18 protein-coding genes and 2 pseudogenes are annotated in these 19,548 nt (G+C 58.6%); 11 read left to right on the top strand and 9 right to left on the bottom strand.

The annotated features are described in order from the left end of the window. Positions 1 to 119: 119 nt before the first annotated feature. From U5A52_RS41535 to U5A52_RS41510, 6 genes are all read right to left on the bottom strand, one after another. Positions 120 to 1,544 carry a basic amino acid/polyamine antiporter gene (locus U5A52_RS41535; protein WP_321940116.1) on the bottom strand — a complete coding sequence of 475 codons (1,425 nt, stop codon included), beginning with the start codon at positions 1,542 to 1,544 and terminating at the stop codon, positions 120 to 122. A 62-nt stretch (positions 1,545 to 1,606) separates the two neighbouring features. Next, entirely contained in the window at positions 1,607 to 2,056 is a 450-nt protein-coding gene (locus U5A52_RS41530) for a hypothetical protein (RefSeq protein WP_321940114.1), read from the bottom strand. Between the two features lie 600 nt (positions 2,057 to 2,656). Continuing rightward, on the bottom strand, positions 2,657 to 2,971 hold the full coding sequence (locus tag U5A52_RS41525) for a hypothetical protein (protein WP_321940113.1): 315 nt from the start codon (positions 2,969 to 2,971) through the stop codon (positions 2,657 to 2,659). Positions 2,972 to 2,987: 16 nt separating this feature from the next. Then, positions 2,988 to 3,923, bottom strand: coding sequence for a nitrilase-related carbon-nitrogen hydrolase (locus U5A52_RS41520; RefSeq protein ID WP_321940111.1), 936 nt, complete (start codon positions 3,921 to 3,923; stop codon positions 2,988 to 2,990). Between the two features lie 532 nt (positions 3,924 to 4,455). Further along, a complete protein-coding gene (locus U5A52_RS41515; RefSeq protein ID WP_321940109.1) occupies positions 4,456 to 4,959 on the bottom strand; it encodes a lipocalin-like domain-containing protein in 504 nt (167 codons plus the stop codon). Between the two features lie 630 nt (positions 4,960 to 5,589). Further along, entirely contained in the window at positions 5,590 to 6,777 is a 1,188-nt protein-coding gene (locus U5A52_RS41510; protein WP_321940107.1) for a TIGR03118 family protein, read from the bottom strand. 268 nt (positions 6,778 to 7,045) lie between these two features. On the opposite strand from U5A52_RS41510, the pseudogene U5A52_RS41505 reads away from it, so the two are divergent. Next, positions 7,046 to 8,454: pseudogene (locus tag U5A52_RS41505) on the top strand (IS1182 family transposase). A gap of 386 nt (positions 8,455 to 8,840) precedes the next feature. Here the strand turns inward: U5A52_RS41505 and U5A52_RS41500 are convergent. Beyond that, complete coding sequence (locus U5A52_RS41500) at positions 8,841 to 9,083, bottom strand: hypothetical protein (RefSeq protein ID WP_321940106.1); 243 nt, start codon at positions 9,081 to 9,083, stop codon at positions 8,841 to 8,843. 291 nt (positions 9,084 to 9,374) lie between these two features. Here U5A52_RS41500 and U5A52_RS41495 point away from each other — a divergent pair, with 291 nt between their 5' ends. The 10 genes from U5A52_RS41495 (at position 9,375) to U5A52_RS41450 (ending at position 18,707) form a co-directional block, all read left to right on the top strand. After that, on the top strand, positions 9,375 to 9,644 hold the full coding sequence (locus U5A52_RS41495) for a hypothetical protein (RefSeq protein ID WP_321940105.1): 270 nt from the start codon (positions 9,375 to 9,377) through the stop codon (positions 9,642 to 9,644). Beyond that, entirely contained in the window at positions 9,641 to 11,146 is a 1,506-nt protein-coding gene (locus tag U5A52_RS41490) for a TolC family protein (protein ID WP_321940102.1), read from the top strand. Before U5A52_RS41495 ends, U5A52_RS41490 begins: the two co-directional genes overlap by 4 nt. A gap of 2 nt (positions 11,147 to 11,148) precedes the next feature. Next, positions 11,149 to 12,444 carry a copper oxidase gene (locus U5A52_RS41485; RefSeq protein ID WP_321940141.1) on the top strand — a complete coding sequence of 432 codons (1,296 nt, stop codon included), beginning with the start codon at positions 11,149 to 11,151 and terminating at the stop codon, positions 12,442 to 12,444. Positions 12,445 to 12,507: 63 nt separating this feature from the next. Next, on the top strand, positions 12,508 to 12,855 hold the full coding sequence (locus U5A52_RS41480; protein WP_321940139.1) for a copper-binding protein: 348 nt from the start codon (positions 12,508 to 12,510) through the stop codon (positions 12,853 to 12,855). Positions 12,856 to 12,917: 62 nt separating this feature from the next. Further along, complete coding sequence (gene copC / locus U5A52_RS41475; RefSeq protein WP_321940100.1) at positions 12,918 to 13,292, top strand: copper homeostasis periplasmic binding protein CopC; 375 nt, start codon at positions 12,918 to 12,920, stop codon at positions 13,290 to 13,292. Continuing rightward, entirely contained in the window at positions 13,292 to 14,233 is a 942-nt protein-coding gene (locus U5A52_RS41470; protein ID WP_321940137.1) for a CopD family protein, read from the top strand. Before copC ends, U5A52_RS41470 begins: the two co-directional genes overlap by 1 nt. A 496-nt stretch (positions 14,234 to 14,729) precedes the next feature. After that, on the top strand, positions 14,730 to 14,990 hold the full coding sequence (locus U5A52_RS41465; RefSeq protein WP_321940098.1) for a DUF2933 domain-containing protein: 261 nt from the start codon (positions 14,730 to 14,732) through the stop codon (positions 14,988 to 14,990). After that, positions 14,974 to 15,630: an isoprenylcysteine carboxylmethyltransferase family protein gene (locus U5A52_RS41460; RefSeq protein WP_321940096.1), complete on the top strand. Its 657-nt coding sequence runs from the start codon at positions 14,974 to 14,976 to the stop codon at positions 15,628 to 15,630. The genes U5A52_RS41465 and U5A52_RS41460 overlap by 17 nt, the downstream gene beginning before the upstream one ends. Before the next feature lie 21 nt (positions 15,631 to 15,651). Next, positions 15,652 to 18,054, top strand: a complete 2,403-nt coding sequence (locus tag U5A52_RS41455; protein WP_321940095.1) for a heavy metal translocating P-type ATPase — start codon at positions 15,652 to 15,654, stop codon at positions 18,052 to 18,054. Between the two features lie 272 nt (positions 18,055 to 18,326). Then, positions 18,327 to 18,707: a hypothetical protein gene (locus U5A52_RS41450; RefSeq protein WP_321940093.1), complete on the top strand. Its 381-nt coding sequence runs from the start codon at positions 18,327 to 18,329 to the stop codon at positions 18,705 to 18,707. A gap of 282 nt (positions 18,708 to 18,989) precedes the next feature. Here U5A52_RS41450 and U5A52_RS41445 read toward each other — a convergent pair. Both U5A52_RS41445 and U5A52_RS41440 read right to left on the bottom strand, forming a co-directional pair. Beyond that, positions 18,990 to 19,136, bottom strand: a pseudogene (locus tag U5A52_RS41445) (transposase); the annotation flags it as partial. A gap of 149 nt (positions 19,137 to 19,285) precedes the next feature. Continuing rightward, positions 19,286 to 19,548: DUF3562 domain-containing protein (locus U5A52_RS41440; protein WP_415774136.1), on the bottom strand; the 263-nt coding region annotated here is incomplete at its 5' end.

Below are 19,548 nucleotides of genomic sequence, written 5' to 3'. Positions count from 1 at the left end.
CCGAGCGCCCTTTCTTCCTTCGCCTTGCCCGGCCCGCCTTTGCTGGCTTCGACGGCTTTCCCGGCCTTTTCGCGCTCACCACCTTTCGCCTTGGACATATGGCTCTCCACCCGTTCTCGTCAGACCCCCATGGCGCCCGTGGCCAGCGCGACGACGCCTGTGACAGCCCCTACGGCCGCCACGATGAAAATGACCCAGTCGCTGGTGCCCTGGAAAACTCTCAGTTTGCGCTCGCGCCGCGCAATGAAATACAGCACCGTGCCTGGTGCGTAGAGAACCGCCGATAGCAAAATGAACTTGAGGCCGCCGGCAATAATCATGAACAGCGTGTAGATCACGGCGACCGAGGCGAAGGCGAGATCTCGCGTGCGTTCTTCGGGCCGTACTTCGTAGCTCTCCCCTCGTTTCGAAACAAGCCACCCGTAGGCGGCGACGAACAGGTAGGGAATCAGCGACATCGCACTCGTAAGATTGAGCATCAGGGCGAACGCGTCGTACGAAAAATAGGTACTTGCTACCAGGATTTGTACAACGATGTTCGTGATCCAGAGCGCATTCGCCGGCACGTTGTTGGCGTTTTCGCGCGCGAATACAGCCGGCATGTCCTGATTGCGCGCCGCCGCGAACATCACCTCGGCACAGATGAGCGACCACGCCAGATACGCGCCGAGTACGGAGACGATCAGGCCTATGCTTACGAAAATCCCGCCCCACGGTCCGACGACACTCTCGAGCACCGCCGCCATGGACGGCTGACGCATGCCCGCTACATCGCCGCGAGGCAGGACGGCGAAAGGCAGCATCGAAACGAGCACCATGAGCGCTGTCACGCTGACGAAGCCGAAGATTGTCGCGCGACCGACGTCCGCGCGCTCCCTGGCATAGCGCGAGTACACGCTCGCGCCTTCGATGCCGATAAAGACGAAGACAGTCACAAGCATGGTCGCTCGCACCTGACCGATGATCCCGCCCTCCTGCGCCGCGGACTGGATATTGAGCTGGAAGGTCCCGTACTTGAACACGAACAGCAGGATCCCGATGAACACCATGATCGGAATGACCTTTGCGAACGTCACAATGGTATTGATGAACGCGGCCTGTTTGACGCCGCGAAGAATGAGGAAGTGAAAGAGCCAGATGCCGATGGACGCCACAATGATGGCGACAACCGTATTGCCGTCGCCAAACACCGGAAAGAAAGCGCCCAGCGTGGACTTGATGAGTACCCAATACGAGACGTTGCCAATGCAGCTGCCAATCCAGTATCCGAATGCCGAGAGGAAGCCGGGGTAATCGCCAAAACCCTCCTTGGCGTAAACAAACACGCCGGCGTCGAGATCCGGCTTGCGCTCAGCCAGTGCCTGGAACACCCGTGCGAGCGTGTACATGCCGATGCCCGCCACGAGCCACGCGATGGCTGCGCCGACCGGCCCCGTTGCATTGGCAAAAGTCCGCGGCAGGGAAAAGATCCCGGCGCCAACCATGCCCCCGACTACCATCGCCGTCAACTGCAGGCGACTCATCTTCTGCCCGGTATCGGTCATCGGTTTCCTCGCTTTGTTCGGAACTTCGCTTTATCGAGAGACCAACCCCACGTACGTTCCCGTCATCGGGTCACGCGCACCGAGTTGTTGCCGAGCAGCACACGCACACGGTCGCCTGGAACGAACTGCTGATCCGCATCCTGGACCACCGACATCAGCTGTCCCGAATCGAGCCGCACGACGATTTCGAGGCCCGCGCGCTGCGTGACGCGCTGTTCCACGGCATTGCCTGCCGCGCCGCCGAGCACGGCGCCGCCTATGCCTGCCGCAACTGCGCCCGTGCCGCGCCCGATGTTGCTGCCTGCTGCGATGCCTCCAAGCGCGGCGCCTGTGATTGCACCAATGCCCGTTGGACCGGGCTGGATACTGACGGGTCGCACCGTTTCAACGACACCGAGCTCGACCACGAACACCTGCTGCGCCTGGGCCGGACTAAACGTGGAACCCGAGGTTGGAGCCTCGCAGGCTGATAGCGCCAGCGCAGCAAGAAGTGCTCCAGCGAGATATCGCATGACAAACTCCTGTGCCAACCAGTGCACACAGAGCAGGCTCAAATGAGCAATGCCCGTTGCGTCAGGTCGAAAAGTCAGTTTGCTAACGAATGGGAAACAAGCATATTTCAGACACGAATTTGGCGATAAGAAATCCTGCACTCGCATTAAAAGCATTATGGATTACGATTTTTGCGTGTGCACTCAAATTTGCATTAATTCGAAAGCCTTTCAGCGGCTAGGCGCTTGCAAACCTCTAGCGTGGAAGCAAGGCTGCGTTTCGCGTTACCTGATCGCATTACAGTTCACAAGGCGCCCTAAAGTCAACGAAGTGTCCAGGTGACGTCTTTGCTCCGATACGCACTGCGAGAACAACACCACTCGGCTCTGCAACGTGGACAGCGGTAATACTGAATCGGCGCGCGAACCTTATCGGCCAAAATCACGACTACGGGCAGATTATTTGTCATCGCCCATCTGTGCTGTTAGGACGCTGCCAAGAATGGGCTCATCGAAGCCGCCATCATTCTGAGGTTGGGCGGGACTCTCATCGTGGCGCGGGGAATCGATCTCCCGCGAGCCGACGAGTAGATTCACGCAAGCGAACCACAGCATCAGAAATCAGTGTTGCAAAAACGGGGAGGACCACAGATTCTTGTTTCGGATCATCAGTATGAATTTTTGGTCAGGACAGGCTTCTTCGACGACTCTCCTGAACTTCTCAATCAATTCAGCCAACGAAAATGCCTGGCGTGACGCGTCGATATCGAAACCGGGAAGTGTGAACCGAACACAACGATAGCTCGCCGAGAAGTACGCGACCTGGCTGTCCCAAAGTCGAAATGTGTCAGGCCACCCATGAATCATCACCAAGCTTTCTCGTCCCTCGCCTTCCACGAGGACATCCAATCCATCGATTTTCAGAATCGCTTTCACAGTCGGCACCAACACCTCAATTGTGCTCAAAGACGACAGGTGGAGTCGCCGCCTCATTCACATGGAGCCGGAATATGTCTGGACGCGCATAGTGCCCGGTAACATCGAAGTCGTATTTCCCCCTTGCGAGGTCACCAAGATCCAGCTCGTGCACAAGCAGGGCATCTTCATCAAGCACGGGGCCAGCGAGCACCTCACCGAGGGGGCCCACGATACAACTACCCCCACGCATTAGAAGGGTATCCGGATTGTTCCCTTGGACCGCCGCATAATTCTCTGGCGCGTCGCTGCGACGTAGATGCTGGCACGCGGAGAGCACGAAGCAGCGACCTTCCATTGCAATATGTTGCATTGAGGAAACCCAAGTCGGCCGGCTGTCCGCAGTCGGTGCGCAATAAATCTGGATGCCCTTTGCGTACATGGCCATGCGCAGGAGCGGCATGTAATTCTCCCAGCAGATCACTGCACCGAGACGACCGAAGGGCGTATCGAATATGGGAAGCGTTGATCCGTCTCCAAATCCCCAGATCAAACGCTCGGCCGCAGTGGGCATTAGCTTCCTGTGTTTTCCCAATAGCCTGCCGTCGGGCGCCAAGAAGATTACGGTACAGTAAAGCGTGCCGCCGTTGCGCTCGATCACACCGACGATCAGGTATTGCTTTAGATCGTGTGCGATCTGGGCGAGTCGATCGGTCCAGACAGATGGCACCTCTATAGCACTATCAAAATACCGGCGATAATCCTCCCTCCCTTCAGGAGTCCTCGCGCCGACGGAAGCGCCGAAGTCAAGTCCCTTAGGGTAAGCGGTTACAAAAGCCTCAGGAAACACCATCAATTGCGAATCGCGCTTCGCTGCCGCGACTACGTTCTGTTCGACCTTGGCCAGCGTGCGTTCGACATCGAACATGACTGATCCCGTTTGCACAACTGCTGCACGCAAAACCTGCTCCATTTCGACCTCCGGTTTAAACGCGCTCATTCATTGCGTTGAAATGGGAAAATTGTGGCGCCCGGGAGCATTGCCCAGCGGCTTTGGATTACGACCGATGCGTTCAGTCTCGGGAAGAAGCATCAAGCCTGGCCCCACGTGTCATCAAGCTTTAAAGGAAGCAGGCGCATAGCTGCTTGAGCACCAAACTTTAGTCTGGGGTTCTCGCGAATACCACCTCGGGACCCACCCAGGGCAAACGGGCGCGCGCCTAATGCCACCTCGGGTACGCGAACCAGTATAGGATGCGCCATCGAGTGACGACGGCCGTTCCGCACTTGAATCTGCCGTTGCGGCTAGCCCGCTCCGAGGGACCGTTCAGGGTCGTCAAGGGAAGTTCAGTGCGGCGTGAGGAAGAAACCTCGCGGCTCGAGTCAGCCGGCGTGTACCGCTCCCGTGTGCGCTTCGAGACATTCCAACGCCCACTTTCACGCGACCAGCCGTCGCTCCCCGGCCGGACACACACGCAACGGCAGCCGGTGCCGCCGCCCGGTTCTTACCTCAATCGTTGCCACACAACTTTCGAGGCCCCATAGCCGAAGCTCCCTGGCGTGAAATAGGTCAACTGGTCGCCATTAAGCGAAAACGGGCGTCGTTGAACCTCGCCGTTCCAGTTCGGAAACGTACCGTTTTTAATGTGGAAAACAATCACATGTGCCGCCGGATCGACGGTATAAGTGCCGAAATGAGCGAAATTGCCCTGGACGATGCGTTGGTTCTCTTCGACAGTACCCGATAGCCGGTTTCCCGATGCAAACTTCGGCAAATCAGCACGAAGTCCAACCAGAACGTATCGGCCATCGCTGGCAAAGATAAGTTGACCCTCCGGATGCGGACCGAGCACCTCGACTTCGTTGCCGCTTCTGTATTCGGTCAACGAGACCAAAGACCATGATCCCACCACATCAGGCACCCCCTGGGAAAATGTCTTCGGAGCGACGAGACATAGCACAAGGGTCACCAGCACTGCGGCCGGCAAGGTATGGAGCATAGGCTTCATGGCGTTCTCCAGCTCACGTGAGGGCACGTTGGTGCTGCAAAGCACCGCGACCACCGCAGGGCACGCTAGTAGCATAGTTTTCTGCGTATTAACTTCCAATGTCCATGTACCCCGAAATGAATGGCGCTTACGTAGGGGTCGCAACGGGCCGCACCAGATTCTCGCTTTCCTCTGTGCTTTGTCCGATCCCAGACAACAATCGACGCTTTGCTCGACCGATGACGAACGCTGCATTTGCTCCCGGGCGACCGCCGCGCGTGCTGTCGCGCACATAGCTCGCCTACAAACGCCAGGCCGACCACTGTCCGTTGAATCCGCACCTGGAAACGGCCGTTCCTCTCGCGGCGACTCGAACGACGGCAAGGGGTCAGCCACGGTCCGACCCGCGATGCGTGGCCTGCGAGTTCGCGCGCGGGACGTTACGCAAGGTTCGGCCACCTCCGGGCTGTGACTTGCCTACGCGAGAACAGGTTGTCCCCGATCTCACCCAGAAGAGCCGGTCGCGCCTAGCGAGCTCCTCGACCGGCTGGGGTGGGGTCCTTCGGATCGAACTCGAATCGACATCGTCAATGGTCAATGGTCAGCAATGTCGTGTTTCTGAAATCGCCCCATGGAACCGCGTGCTAGCGGCTATTGCCCGGTCTGAGCCGACGCCCGCGCCTTGGAGCTGCTTACTGGAGCGATGATGCCGAAGAGCCCATTTGTCTCCTTGTTCGGACCTGCCGAGAAGTACAGCGTGTCCGGACTCGAATTGCGGCCGCCACCAAGTGTCAGAGTCCACAGGCCGTCGATAGCCAGTGGATTGCCGAACTCGTTCTCCAGTTGATCGACGAACGTGCCGTCATTGTTAAAGACATTGATTCGGCCATTGCCGAAATTCCCAATGAGGATCTTGCCGCTGAAGCGCCCGAACGCAAACGATGCGCGCGTGATGCCCCACGGGGAGTCGAGCGGCCCCTGGCTTGCGAAGCGGCGCAGCAGGTGGCCGTCGGTATCAAATACATCAACGAATCCATGACCGCGGCCTGCAACGTCGTCGTGCTTCTTACTGTCCTGCTGCGCATAGGTGACGAAGAGGTCCCCATCGATGTTCGCGATACCGAACGGGGCGTAGCCGGCTGGAATGTTCGGGTCGGCGAAGCCGCCATCTGTCGTCGCGGGCGTGAACAGGCCGTTCGAACCGTTCGGCCCGAATACATCGATCTGACCCGAGCGGAAGTTCGTCGCAAACAGGAATCCTCCTTTCGCATTCACTCCGAAGACTAACCCCTTGTAGACGGCCCCGTTGACGGCGGAGGGATTGGACGAGTTATCGATCGCGATCACGGCGTTGTTCGCCGGATTCAACCCGCCGGCCCAAGCGGAAATCGTGCCGTCTTCGGTGGCGAAGATGAATACGGCCGGGATCTGGGTACCTGGGACGAGAAAGGCCGACGAAGGATTCCATACCATCCCGGTTGGCGCCGCAGGCGTGGGATTCGGTGGATTGTTAGGAAAGACGGGACGACAGGCGCCGGACGGTATGACGTTGCCTGGTAGCGGGATGGAGACCTGCAGGGCCACCTTTGTCCCCTCGCCGTCATACAGCGTGGAGCAGCCCGTGGCATTGTCGTTGATCCAGAATGGACTTCCTGCCGGACTAAAGGCGACACCCCAGGCGTTCTGCAGTACCCCGTCGACCTTCGGGGCCGCGCCCGCCACGTTGGACACGAGTGGTTTGACAACGTAAGCATCGTCGGCAGCGGCATGCCCAATGGTGAAATTGGCGGTGAGGGCAATCACGGCCGCCGCCTTGAGACCCCACGAGATCTGAGACATAACTTCCCTCCTTGTCTGACTGGCGAGAAATCGCCGCAGGCTAAACGACCGCCGTGCTTCAAATATTCCCGCCCGACTTCACGGAATCCACTGGCCACCCGTTCGAATGGTCCGATAGGGTTCGGCCGCGCCCCTTCGACCCGATTCTTGGTTCTGCGAGCCTGTGACGAGCGAGTGGCCGCTGGACTTCAGATTGTGTTGAAAAAGTCGCCCGTAGTTCGGAATGTTCGGTATCCTGGAAGACATCGGTCGACGGGAGTGATTCGTCATGATGGGTCAACAGGGCAGCGGACAGGACGAACTCTTCTACTCGTTCAACCTTGATAACCACGTCCCTCGCGAACATCTTTTGAGAGGCATCGATCACTTCCTTGATCTGCGCGATCTACGCCAGCATCTCGCACCGTTCTACAGCCCGATGGGACGGCCATCGATTGATCCGGAGCTCATGATCCGCATGTTGATCGTCGGCTACTGTTTCGGCATCCGTTCCGAGCGCAGGCTATGCGAAGAGGTGCATTTGAATTTGGCGTATCGATGGTTCTGGGGCTGGAGGCCGCCATACCCGAACACTCGACCTTCTCCAAGAACCGACACGGTCGCTTTCGCGATAGTGATGTGCTGCGCCATGTATTCGAGTCAGTACTGGGTCGATGCATGTCCGAAGGGCTCGTAAAGGGTGAAGGTTTCGCGATTGACGCGAGCATCATCAGAGCCGACGCGAGTTCGGTCCGCGGTGTTCGGGGTTCTGAGCCCGTCGACTGGGGTTGCCTCAAGGGCCAGAGCCGTGCAGTGCGGGAGTATCTGGAAGCATTGGAAGAAGCGAATCCAGCGGGCACCGAAGCGGCGGAGAAGGCAGAGACACCGACTCCTCCCGGGAGGCTATCTCTTACGGATCCCGCCGCGAGCTGGACAGCTGCCAAGGGTGGGTTGCCGTTCTTCGCCTACTCGACCAATTATCTTGTTGACCTGCAGGCAGGGATCATCGTTGACGTCGAGGCGACGCCCGCGAACCGCTCGCATGAAGTGGAATCAACCCGGACGATGATTGACCGCGTTGAGCGGGGACACGATCTCAAACCTCGACGTCTTGTTGGCGACACTGCGTATGGATCAGCAGCGATGCTTGCCTGGATGATCGGGCAGAAAGAGATTGCACCGCATATTCCGGTCTGGGATAAAACCACACGCAAGGACAACACATTGTCGAGCAGCGAGTTCCAATGGGATGAACTGGCCAACGAATATCGCTGTCCCACCGGGCACACACTACGCAGTGATCGGCGCAAATTCAAAAATCCGCGCTCGCGTGTCACGAAGGCTGACACGATCATCTACCGGGCAAGCCAGCTCGACTGCGAGAGCTGCTCGATGAAAGATCGCTGCTGTCCGAATACACCATTCCGCAAGATCGCCCGCAGCATCCATGAAGCTGCTCGTGACGAAACGAGGCGTATTGCGAAGACGCCTGAGTACAACCGATCCTGCCGCGAGCGAAAGAAGGTGGAAATGCTCTTCGCTCATCTCAAACGCATTCTGAGACTCGACCGTCTGCGACTGCGCGGTCCAAGCGGTGCCCATGATGAGTTTCTGATGGCAGCGACTGCGCAAAATCTGCGAAGAATGGCCAAGAGGTTCATGTCAGGAAGCAAGCAGATGAACCACGCCGTTGCATGACGAGCAAAGGGGACCGTTGCCTCGTTCAAGGTCGCCACTTTGCCGATCACCATAACTCGAAAACGTTCTGCCAACCCATGCGTGCCGACTAAAACACGACTTTTTCAACACAATCCTTCAGAAAACTGCCGTTACCGTTGCGCAGGCTCGAGTGACAGCAAGGGTCGACAAGTACCTGTTGCATCGTCCGAAAACAGCCATCCGTCGCGCGCACTTTGGAGAGAACTAGAGCGCCAGAGTTGACGGAAAACGCAGCTATCGCGATATGCACAGTCCGTCGCACGGTCCTCTTTCTCGGCAACCTGGCTTCACCGCCGACGACTTGGTGGACTGCGGATACAACTACGCCGTCACACTGCCGACATTACGACTCGCCTTCAGTCGTGCTAGACTTTTGTCCCATGTCGTATTGGCGCAAACCACTCCTCGTCCTGTTCCTCGCACTGAGCCTTCCGGTTCAGTCGTTCGCTGCTATTGCAATGCAGTGTGCGGCGGCACGTGCGGACGAAGTGGTCGTGTTCGCTACCGACGCCGGGCAACCAGCGGCCGTGGATCATCACGAGATGGCGGGCGGGCAGAAGGTAGTCGATGGCGGCGCGCATCAGCACAGTCTCGGCGGCACCCACCATGCGCACTCATGCTCGACCTGCGTGTCATGCTGCGCCGGCGCCGGGTTGCCAACCACGCCGTCGGTGGCCCAGTCCCCCGACCTTGCAGGCACAGCTCTCTTCCCACCGTCCTCTACCGCTGCCGCGTCATTTTTGACCGCCGGCATTGAGCGGCCTCCTCGAATCCTTCTCGTCTGAACTCTAAAGTCGCAGCGTGCATAGCTGCGGCGTTCATTGCGCCTTGGTGGCCGATACCGGCTGCCTGGTGACATTCGACGAGAACATTCCATGCGAACAATTTCTGCGGCGCTCATGAGCGCATGCGCGGCGTTGCCTTTGCTGGCGCACGCCGCGACGGTAGTTCCTGAACCGATCGATACAGGGGCGTCCGTGCCGGTCATAGCCGAACCATCGGCCTTCGATGCCTACAAGTCCTGGCAGGACGGGGAAGCGCCGAACTGGCAAGAACTGAACCGCTCCGTCACCCCGAATCGCGGCGTGGCGGAGATGCGGCACGGTCAGCAATCAGGCGCGACCTCCGACCGGAATAGCAACCGCGAACACGGGGGCGACGCGAAATGAAGCGGCACCTCATGCAAAGCCGCGTGACCTGCATCGCCATCGCGATGATGTTCCTGGCCGGCTGCACAACCTTCTCGAAAGACGGCGGATTCAACACCGTATCGTCGAGTGCGTCCGAGCGGCTTGGCAAAGACGCCATCTTCGTGAAAACCGACGAGGACCGCGACGCTGTCTTCAAGCGTACGCAGGAGCTGCTGTCGAAGCCGCTCGGCATGGACGACGCTGTCCAGGTCGCGCTGCTGAACAACCGTGGACTGCAGGCGTCATACGGCGAACTTGGCATTTCCGAAGCCAACCTCGTCCAGGCAGGCCGCCTGCCCAACCCTGGTTTTACGTTCAGCCGGACGCACTGGAGCGATGGCTTTACCATCAACCGGACTTTTTCGATGGCCGTATTGGGTGTGCTCACTCTGCCACTGGCGACGCGCATCGAGAGCCGCCGGTTTGAACAGACGAAGCTCGAGACAGCCAACGCGATGCTTGCGGTGGCCGCCTACGCTAGAAAAGCCTATGTGAAAGCGGTAGCGGCCGAGCAGACAGCGTTATACGCCGCACAGGTCAAGGAGTCCGCAGAAGCCGGAGCTGAGCTCGCGTTGCGCATGCGCCAGGCGGGCAATTTCAGCAAGCTCGATTATGCGCGCGAACAGGCTTTCTATGCGGAGTCGGTCGCGCAACTTGCAAGGGCACGGCAGCAGTCAGTGGCAGCTCGCGAAAAGCTGACGCGCACGATGGGTCTGTGGGGTTCAGGCGTCCAGTACAAGCTGCCGGAGCGCCTGCCTGACCTGCCAAACGACCGGCCGCAACTGAACGACCTTGAGAGCTTTGCCATGCAGAACCGCCTGGACATTCAGGCGGCGAAGCTGCGAACGCAAAGCGTCGCCACATCACTTGGGCTCACCAAGGCTACCCGGTTCATCAATGCGCTTGAAGTTGGGTACCTCGACAACTTCGAGACGGACAAGGGACATGAGCGCGGATACGAAATCAGTGTCGAGATTCCCATCTTCGACTGGGGCAGCGCAAAGGTCGCACGTGCGGAAGCCATCTATATGCAATCCGCCAACCGGCTCGCACAGACGGCGATTGATGCCCGTTCGGAAGTCCGTGAATCGTATTCCGCCTACGTGACGAGCTACGACGTCGCGAAGCACTATCGCGACGAGGTCGTGCCCGTACGCAAAACCATCTCGGACGAAATGCTGCTGCGCTACAACGGCATGCTCGCAAGCGTATTCGAACTGCTCGCCGATTCGCGCGACCAGGTCGCTGCTGTCAACGGATACATCGACGCGCTGCAAGACTACTGGCTTGCGGAGACGGACCTGAAACAGTCGCTTGGCGGCCGGCTACCGCCGCTTGCGATGTCGCAGGCGCCGGTCGAACCGCACAGCGATGCAACGCCCGCTCCTGCGACGCCCACATCACCGGCCACGGCGCAGGATTCGCCGCTGCCTGCTCCCGCGATGCAACCGGCGTCGCCGACGAATTTAGAAGGTCAATGAACATGGTTTCACGTCGAAATTTTCTCGGCGGCTCGGGCGCTGCGCTTCTGGGCGCAGCGTTGGTCAGCAAGGCGGGCGCAGCGTCGCTTCCAGAAGCGCCAAGCATGGACAAGACCAGCACCCAGGCGCCACTTGCTCCGCCCAATGGTCGACCCTATACGCCCGTGGCGACACTCAATGGCTGGACGCTGCCATGGCGCATGAAGAACGGCTGGAAGGAGTTTCACCTGATTGCGGAGCCAGTGGTCCGCGAAATGGCGCCCGGCATGAAGGCAAACCTGTGGGGGTACAACGGCCAGGCGCCTGGCCCAACCATCGAAGCGGTTGAAGGCGACAAGGTTCGCATCTTTGTGACCAACAAACTACCGGAACACACGACGGTGCACTGGCACGGGATGCTGCTGCCTTGCGGTATGGATGGTGTGGGTGGTCTCACGCAGCCGCATATCCCACCTGGCAAGACCTTCGTCTATGAGTTTCAGCTCGAGAAGCATGGCACGTTCATGTATCACCCGCATGCCGACGAGATGGTGCAGATGGCGATGGGAATGATGGGCACGTTCATCGTGCACCCTAAGGACCGCGGCACCATGCCAGTGGACCGCGATTTCGTGTTCCTGATGTCCGCCTATGACATCGACCCGGGCAGCTTCACGCCGCGCGTCAACGAAATGACGGACTTCAATATGTGGACGTGGAATGCGCGGGTCTTTCCGGGCATCGACCCGCTGCCTGTGCGAGCCGGAGACCGCGTCCGTATCCGCTTCGGCAATCTGACGATGACCAATCATCCCATTCACCTGCATGGGTACAGCTTCGAGGTCGTCGGTACTGATGGCGGCTGGATTCCACCATCGGCACGATGGCCTGAAGTGACAGCAGACGTTGCCGTCGGCCAGATGCGCTCTATCGAGTTCACAGCAGACCGGCCAGGTGACTGGGCGTTCCATTGTCACAAGTCGCATCACACGATGAACGCGATGGGTCACCAGGTGCCGAATCTCATCGGCGTGCCGCAGAAAGACCTTGCGAAGCGCATCAACAAGCTGGTGCCGGACTACATGGCGATGGGAAGCACAGGTGGTGCGATGGGCGAGATGGAAATGCCGTTGCCTGACAACACACTGCCGATGATGACCGGGACCGGACCTTTCGGCCCACTGGAAATGGGCGGCATGTTCACGGTCGTCAAAGTGCGACAGAACCTCGGCCGAAACGACTACGGTGACCCCGGGTGGTTCAAGCATCCTAAAGGCACCGTAGCTTATGAATACACCGGCGAATTGCCGGAAGGCTAGATGACACCCGGTCGGCGATAGACCGATCAATTGTTTCATTCCCGCAACCCTGGAGAACACATGATGAAAACCGCATTCGCTTCCTTTGCGCTGGGCCTTGCACTCGCCTTTTCAGCGTCCTCGTACGCGAGTGGCGACATGGGCAACATGAGCATGGGGAGTACGACCATGCAATCCACCGAGATGAAAGAAAGCATGTCGCACGGAGAAATCAGGAAAGTCGACCTGACTGCCGGCAAGCTGACCATCAAGCACGGTCCCCTTGAGAACCTTGGCATGGAGGCGATGACGATGGTCTTCAAGGTCAAGGACCCGGCAATGCTGTCGCAGGTAAAGGTTGGCGACAAGATCGACTTCGTAGCCGAAGAAGTGAATGGCGCTCTCACCGTGGTCAAGCTGCAGAAGCAATAACCAGGGTACGCGGGAGCACCTTCTATAGCACTCCCGCACTGACTATTCGATCAGGCAAAAACATGAACACTCTCAACATCGGGCAGTTGGCCGGTTTGGCTGCGGCCATCGCGATTTCGCTCATGCCACCTGCAGCCCTGGCGCACGGGAAGCTGGAAAGCGCGGTTCCTGCGTCAGGCAGCACGGTCGACGTAGGACCGGAATCGCTTCAACTCAACTTTAACGAAAGACTCGAGCCGACCTTTAGTTATGCGAATGTTTCGGATGCGAGCGGAGCACCGATCACGAAGGAGAAAGCCAAGGTCGACACGTCTGATCCGCGCGTCATGACCGTTGCCGTACCCAGGCTCGCAACGGGAACGTACACGGTCAAGTGGGGCGTAATGACTGCCGATGCACACAAGACCAACGGCACGTACACGTTCAAGGTGAAATGATGAACGAAGGAGGCCTCGGCATCCTCCGACTGATGTCGGTGGTCGTCCAGAATATGGGATTTGCTGTCAGTGTTGGCGCACTGCTCTGCAGTCAATGGCTCGCGCGCGGTGAGTCAACCTGGCAGGACCTCGTTAGTCGACGTCTCGTCGCGACACTTCGGGCGGCCTCTATCGCTTCATTGCTTGCAAGCATGCTGTCATTCTGGGCACATTGCGCTCTGATGAGCGACTCTGCGCTGCAAGATGCCGGTCCTGCGGTGTGGTCGATGATTGAGGAAACCGGCTTTGGGCACGCATGGGTGGTGGGGGCTTTCTTCACCTTCTGTATCGTCGCGCTATCGCTTCTGTGGTCGGGAGAGCATACGCGATATCGCTTTGCGATATGGGGAGCCGTGGCGGGTGTGGCCCTCGCGCGCAGCAATGGTGGACATCCGGTCGATGCCGGACTGTTCAGCCTCCCGGTTTGGGCTGACTGGCTGCACCTTCTTGCCATAAGCACATGGGTGGGACTCGTTCTCGTAACGACTTACGTGGTGATGCCGCGAGTGCTCGATGCGCCAGCAAGCGAGAGCCAGACCAGTGCAATTTTTGTGCAATCGCTTTCCGATGTAGCGACATATGCGTTGATTGTTCTGTTCAGCACGGGCTTTTTCAACGGCTGGAGAGGCATCAATGCCCCTGCCAACCTATGGACGTCGACGTACGGGCAAGTGCTTTTGCTCAAGCTCGGGCTTGTGCTCATCGCTGCCACGCTCGGTGGCCATAATCGCTTCTTCGAGATGCCGAAACTCCTGTCGATGCTCAAGTCACCATCGCGGACGCCTCCCACTGCGCTGTTGCGTCGTTTTGGAGCGGTGCTCCATATCGAAGCGGTTGTACTTGTCGGTGCACTCGCGGTCGCTGCGGTGCTGGCGGCAAGCCCGTTGCCAGGGACGACGTAACTCCTTCAGGTTCGTGTTGGTCCACGCGGGTGGTTGTCTATGGAACTGCAAACTTTCATGCGGCAACCATCCCTTTCAGGCCGGGCTTCCTGGCCAGGCTCTTTTTATGGAGATGCCCTCACCTCTTCGTGCGTTACGGCAGCTCGCGTTGACCGGTTCGTCGTTCCATCAGCCCCATTTATGCGAACCAACAGGTCCAACCACACTTCTCGACATGCCAATCGACCCTGTCACGGTGGGAACTACTAAAGTGGGTCATATGCTGAATGGCAGGCACATATAGCACCCTAATTTCGTGTCATCGCTGTCTTGACATGTATCAATTGCCTCTGCCTGTCTGGCAGTAGCCTTGGTAGGAATTGGGGAGCCGCCATCCGTCGGCTCCCAGTGAGTTTGCAATTTGCAGTTGTCGGAACCGGGGGCGATGCGGACGTTGCATACACCAGCCATTGCCGGATACCCACCAGTCGAGCACATTCGACACCGGAGAGGTCAGATGAACGAGGTCCCACATGATGCGCGCCCTTTCTGGAGGTCACGCCCGGCGATTGCCCTGACCGTGTTTGGCCTGATCGCTCTGTATCTGCTTTTTTCCGAGCATCGAGAACATTTTCTCGGAGTTCTCCCTTTTCTTCTGCTGCTCGCGTGCCCGCTAATGCATTTGTTCATGCATCACGGGCATGGTCATGGCCATCATTCGCACTCCGGCCGAAACAACCCTTCGAAACCGGGAGAGGACCATGATTCATACAGGTAACGGGTACGGACTTTGGGGACTGGCTCTTGTCAATTCCCTCGTATTCATCATCTTTGCGTTCAGTTTCTTCAAACCCTCGACGAAACGAGACTGGCGGACGTTCGGTGCATTCTCCGCATTCATCGTGGCTCTGTTCGCGGAAATGTACGGCTTCCCGCTGACCATTTATTTGTTCTCCGGGTGGCTCCAATCCCGATTCCCGCAAACCGACCTGTTTGCGCACGATTCGGGACATCTCTGGTGGATGATGACGGGGCGGCATGGGAATCTGCATTTTTCTTTTCCTCATCTGTTGAGTCTCGTCTTCATATTTGGCGGCTTTTACCTGCTGGCGCAGGCGTGGTATGTGTTGTATGCGGCACAACGTGCGGGGAAGCTTGCAACCTCCGGCGCTTACGCCAGGATTCGACACCCGCAGTACATTGCTTTTATCGTCATCATGTTCGGGTTCCTGCTGCAGTGGCCGACGCTGGTGACTCTAGTGATGTTCCCGGTGCTTGCGTTTATGTATGTGAGGCTTGCCGTGTCGGAGGAGCATGAAGCCGAAGAGCAGTTCGGCCAGACATGGAGAGACTATGCTGCGCGTACGCCACGCTTCATCCCCACACTATTGGGAGATGACGCAGTCCACGTGCATTGAACACGGCCGGGAGCATCGACGATGCATGACTCGCATATCCACAACCACGAAACCGTTGAGCACGTGCACGGGCACTCTGCCGGGCAGCAAGATGTAACGGAAGCCGTTGACCCCGTGTGCGGAATGAAGGTCACGACAGATTCGGCACATCACTACACTCATCGCGACCAGACGTACCATTTTTGCAGCAGCAAGTGTCTTGAGGCCTTTCGGGCGGCCCCGGGCAAGTACACGAGCGCTCAGCAGAAGCCTGTCTCCAGGCCGGTTCCCGGTGTCATTTACACCTGCCCGATGCACCCGCAAATACGCGCGACGGCGCCTGGCGCATGTCCTATTTGTGGCATGGCTCTCGAGCCAGTGACGCCGGGTGCTACCGAAGAACGTAACGTCGAGCTGGAGTCGATGACGCGTCGTTTCTGGGTTGGCCTCGTCCTGTCCATTCCGCTGCTGCTGATGACGATGGGGCAGATGGTTCTGCCTGTAGATATTGGCGCCGCAATTGACCATCTGTTCAGGGAGTGGGCCTTACCGCACTGGATGCAGGCGTCGTGGTCACAGTGCGTCCAGGCCTTGCTCGCGACCCCCGTCGTATTATGGGCCGGCTGGCCGTTTTTGCAGCGGGGCTGGAAGTCGTTCGTGACGTGGCAGTTGAACATGTTCAGCCTCATCGGACTGGGCGTAGCTGCCGCCTATGCGTTCAGCGTCTTCGCATTGTTCTACCCCAACGTACTACCTCAGGCCTTCAGACATGGACGCGAGTTACCGCTTTACTTCGAGGCGGCCGCAGTCATCGTGACACTCGTGCTGCTCGGGCAGGTACTGGAGCTTCGTGCGCGCTCGCGCACGTCGAGCGCAATCCGTGACCTGCTGCAGCTTGCACCGCACACAGCGGTACGCATCCGGCTCGACGGCAGTGAAGAAACTGTGGCGCTCGAAGCGGTCATCGTCGGCGACACACTTCGTGTCAAACCCGGTTCAAAAATACCGGTTGACGGCATTGTTGTTGAGGGGCGGTCGAGCGTCGACGAGTCGATGATTACCGGCGAGCCGATTCCCGCCGAGAAGGTCGCGGGCGATAGAGTGACCGGTGCTACCGTCAACCAGACCGGGACGTTCCTGATGCGTGCCGAGAAGGTCGGCTCCGATACACTGCTCGCCAGAATCGTGCAGATGGTGGCAGAGGCGGGACGCTCGCGCGCACCCATCCAGAAGCTCGCCGACCAGGTTTCAGGCTGGTTCGTATTGGCAGTCATCGGTCTTGCCGCAGTTTCGTTCGTAGTCTGGGCCCTGGTCGGGCCCGCGCCCGCCCTGGGCAACGCATTGGTCGTTGCCATCAGCGTACTTATCATTGCCTGCCCGTGCGCGCTCGGCCTGGCCACACCGGTGTCCATCATTGTTGGCGTCGGTCGTGGTGCGCGCGAAGGCGTGCTCATTAAGGATGCGGAAGCACTCGAATTAATGGAGAAGGTGGATACCGTCGTGGTTGACAAGACGGGGACCCTGACGGAAGGCAAGCCGCGTGTACAGACAGTGGTCGCGGTCCACGGCCTGGAGGAAGCGAGATTGCTCGGCTATGCTGCGAGCCTCGAGGGTGCCAGTGAACATCCCCTGGCTCAGGCCATCATCGCGCACGCAAAAGAAGTCGGCGCTATCACGGGACGGGTAGAGGCCTTCGAGGCGGTTCCTGGCAAAGGGGTGACCGGAACAATTGATGGACACGCAGTGTCGCTCGGCAACGCGCGTCTGATGGACGATATGAATATAGACTGCCGGCCTGTCGAACTCGATACGGACAAGCTGCGTGAGGCGGGCCAGACGGTCATGTATGTTGCGATGGAAGGTGAGCTTGCTGGCTACATCGGTGTTGCGGACCCTGTGAAGACAACCACACCCGACGCGGTGCGCCTGCTCAAAGCATCCGGCGTCCGGATTGTGATGCTCACCGGCGACAACCCGGTCACTGCGAACGCTGTGGCAAAGGCTCTGGTGCTTGATGGCGTCAAGGCGGGCGTTCTGCCTGAAGACAAATACAGGCACGTTCAGGAGCTTCAGGCTCAAGGCCACATCGTCGCTATGGCTGGAGATGGGGTCAATGATGCACCGGCACTCGCGCAGGCCAATGTCGGCATCGCAATGGGCACCGGAACGGATGTCGCCATGAACAGCGCACGCGTAGTGCTCGTGAAGGGCGACCTGCGCGGTATTGCGCGCGTCCGCACATTAAGCGTTGCTACGATGAAAAACATCCGCCAGAACCTGTTCTTCGCATTTGCTTACAACGCGGTGGGGATTCCGGTTGCGGCTGGTGTGCTCTATCCGTGGCTTGGCATTGTGCTCAGCCCGATTATTGCCAGTGCCGCAATGGCGTTGAGTTCGGTTTCTGTCATCGGTAACGCGTTGCGGCTACGGACCGCTCGGACGTAATGCGCGACCGTCGCGCCAGACAAGTTCGAGCGTTCTCGCTCGCCTTTCCGCACTCACAACCTGCGCGGTGCCCGTGGCGTACCGCTTGCCAAGCTCACGTGTTGATAGCTAGTCAGGTTTGCGAATACTCACTGCTGTCGGCCTCAAACGCTTGATGCCATTCTGCGCGAGGGAGGTGGCCAGTGTTGCATACAGCGACGAGAAAGTGCCGGGCATTGCATCTGCCTCTTTGCGCGTGGCTTCTCGCGGCCGTCGGCGCTGCAACAATCTTCGTGGGTATCTATTTCATATTCATACGGCCGCCCTTGCTGCCGGAAGACCTTCAGTACATGGGGTTGACGAGTGAGCGCTTGCTGGCAACAACGCCCAAGCTCATGTCCTGGTTGAGATTAGTCTTCACTGTTCTCGGTGGCTACATCGTGGGGTCTGGCTTGCTACTCGTACATCTGGCCCTAGGCGCATTTGCCGAACGCGAACCCTACGCTTTTTTGGTGGCCTGCCTGAGCGGCGGCTTCACGACCGGATTGATGTCCGTCGCGAATCTGCTCATCAATTCCCACTTCAAGTTCACCCTATTAGCGCTGACAGCCGTGTGGCTTGCGGCGCTCATTTGCTATGGCTTCAAAGCGCGGAGACCGTCAGGAAGTGGTTAGCGAAGGCTCATCATCTGCCCGAGCGAATCGTTCGATTCCACCGCACTTCTGGCTGGCACCCGTCTTCCATCAGTGGTCGGTCGATGGCAATCTGGTCGCATTGGCGGTACTCACCCGCCATTCACTATCGCCGCATCTGAACTGCTGCATCCAGACCTGCTTTAGCTCGTCGCCATCAACCACATCGGCGGCTACGATGACCCGCTTTTCGAAATTGCCCACGCAGCTGACGGTGATCGAACGCGATACGACATGATCGATATGCGCGTGATCCAAGAGAGTTCGCGCCATCCAGCACAGCGCGTTGAACATTTCGCGCAGTCCGCATCGGCGCTGCGGTACGTCTTCACTCATCAAGGTCAGGTACGGAGCGGCGAAGCTCCATGCCCCATCTGATACATCCGTCGGATAGGGCTTGCCTTCTGTCATCCCGCCAGGGTGCCAGGCTCGAACAGAAGTTCGCAACACCTCCTGGCGATGCCTGCGTACATTATTGAGGACCATGCGGCCGCGTTGTCCATGTCGAGATCGGCAAAGCCTCAATCGCTTACCATCACGCAGACCCCCGCACCGCAGTTTCACTGCTGACGTTTCCGGTTAGATCGGAGATCTTCACGGACACGACGTGCAACCAGGACAGCCAGGTAATCCATGACGCGCGCCCCATCACTGTATGCGTCCCATGTCTGCGCATACATCTTCAAAACAAGATCAACGGGAGCATTCGTCTCGGCGGCGATTTCCTTCACGATATCTTCGGCGTCAAGCTGTGTCATGTTTGCCCCTATTTCAGGCTTTTCAGGAATGCCCGTCCGGCGGACGTAATCGAAATACTGGTGCG

Source organism: Paraburkholderia sp. J8-2, from assembly GCF_905220195.1.
GTDB lineage: Bacteria > Pseudomonadota > Gammaproteobacteria > Burkholderiales > Burkholderiaceae > Paraburkholderia.
This window is presented reverse-complemented; position numbering and strand designations above follow the sequence as displayed.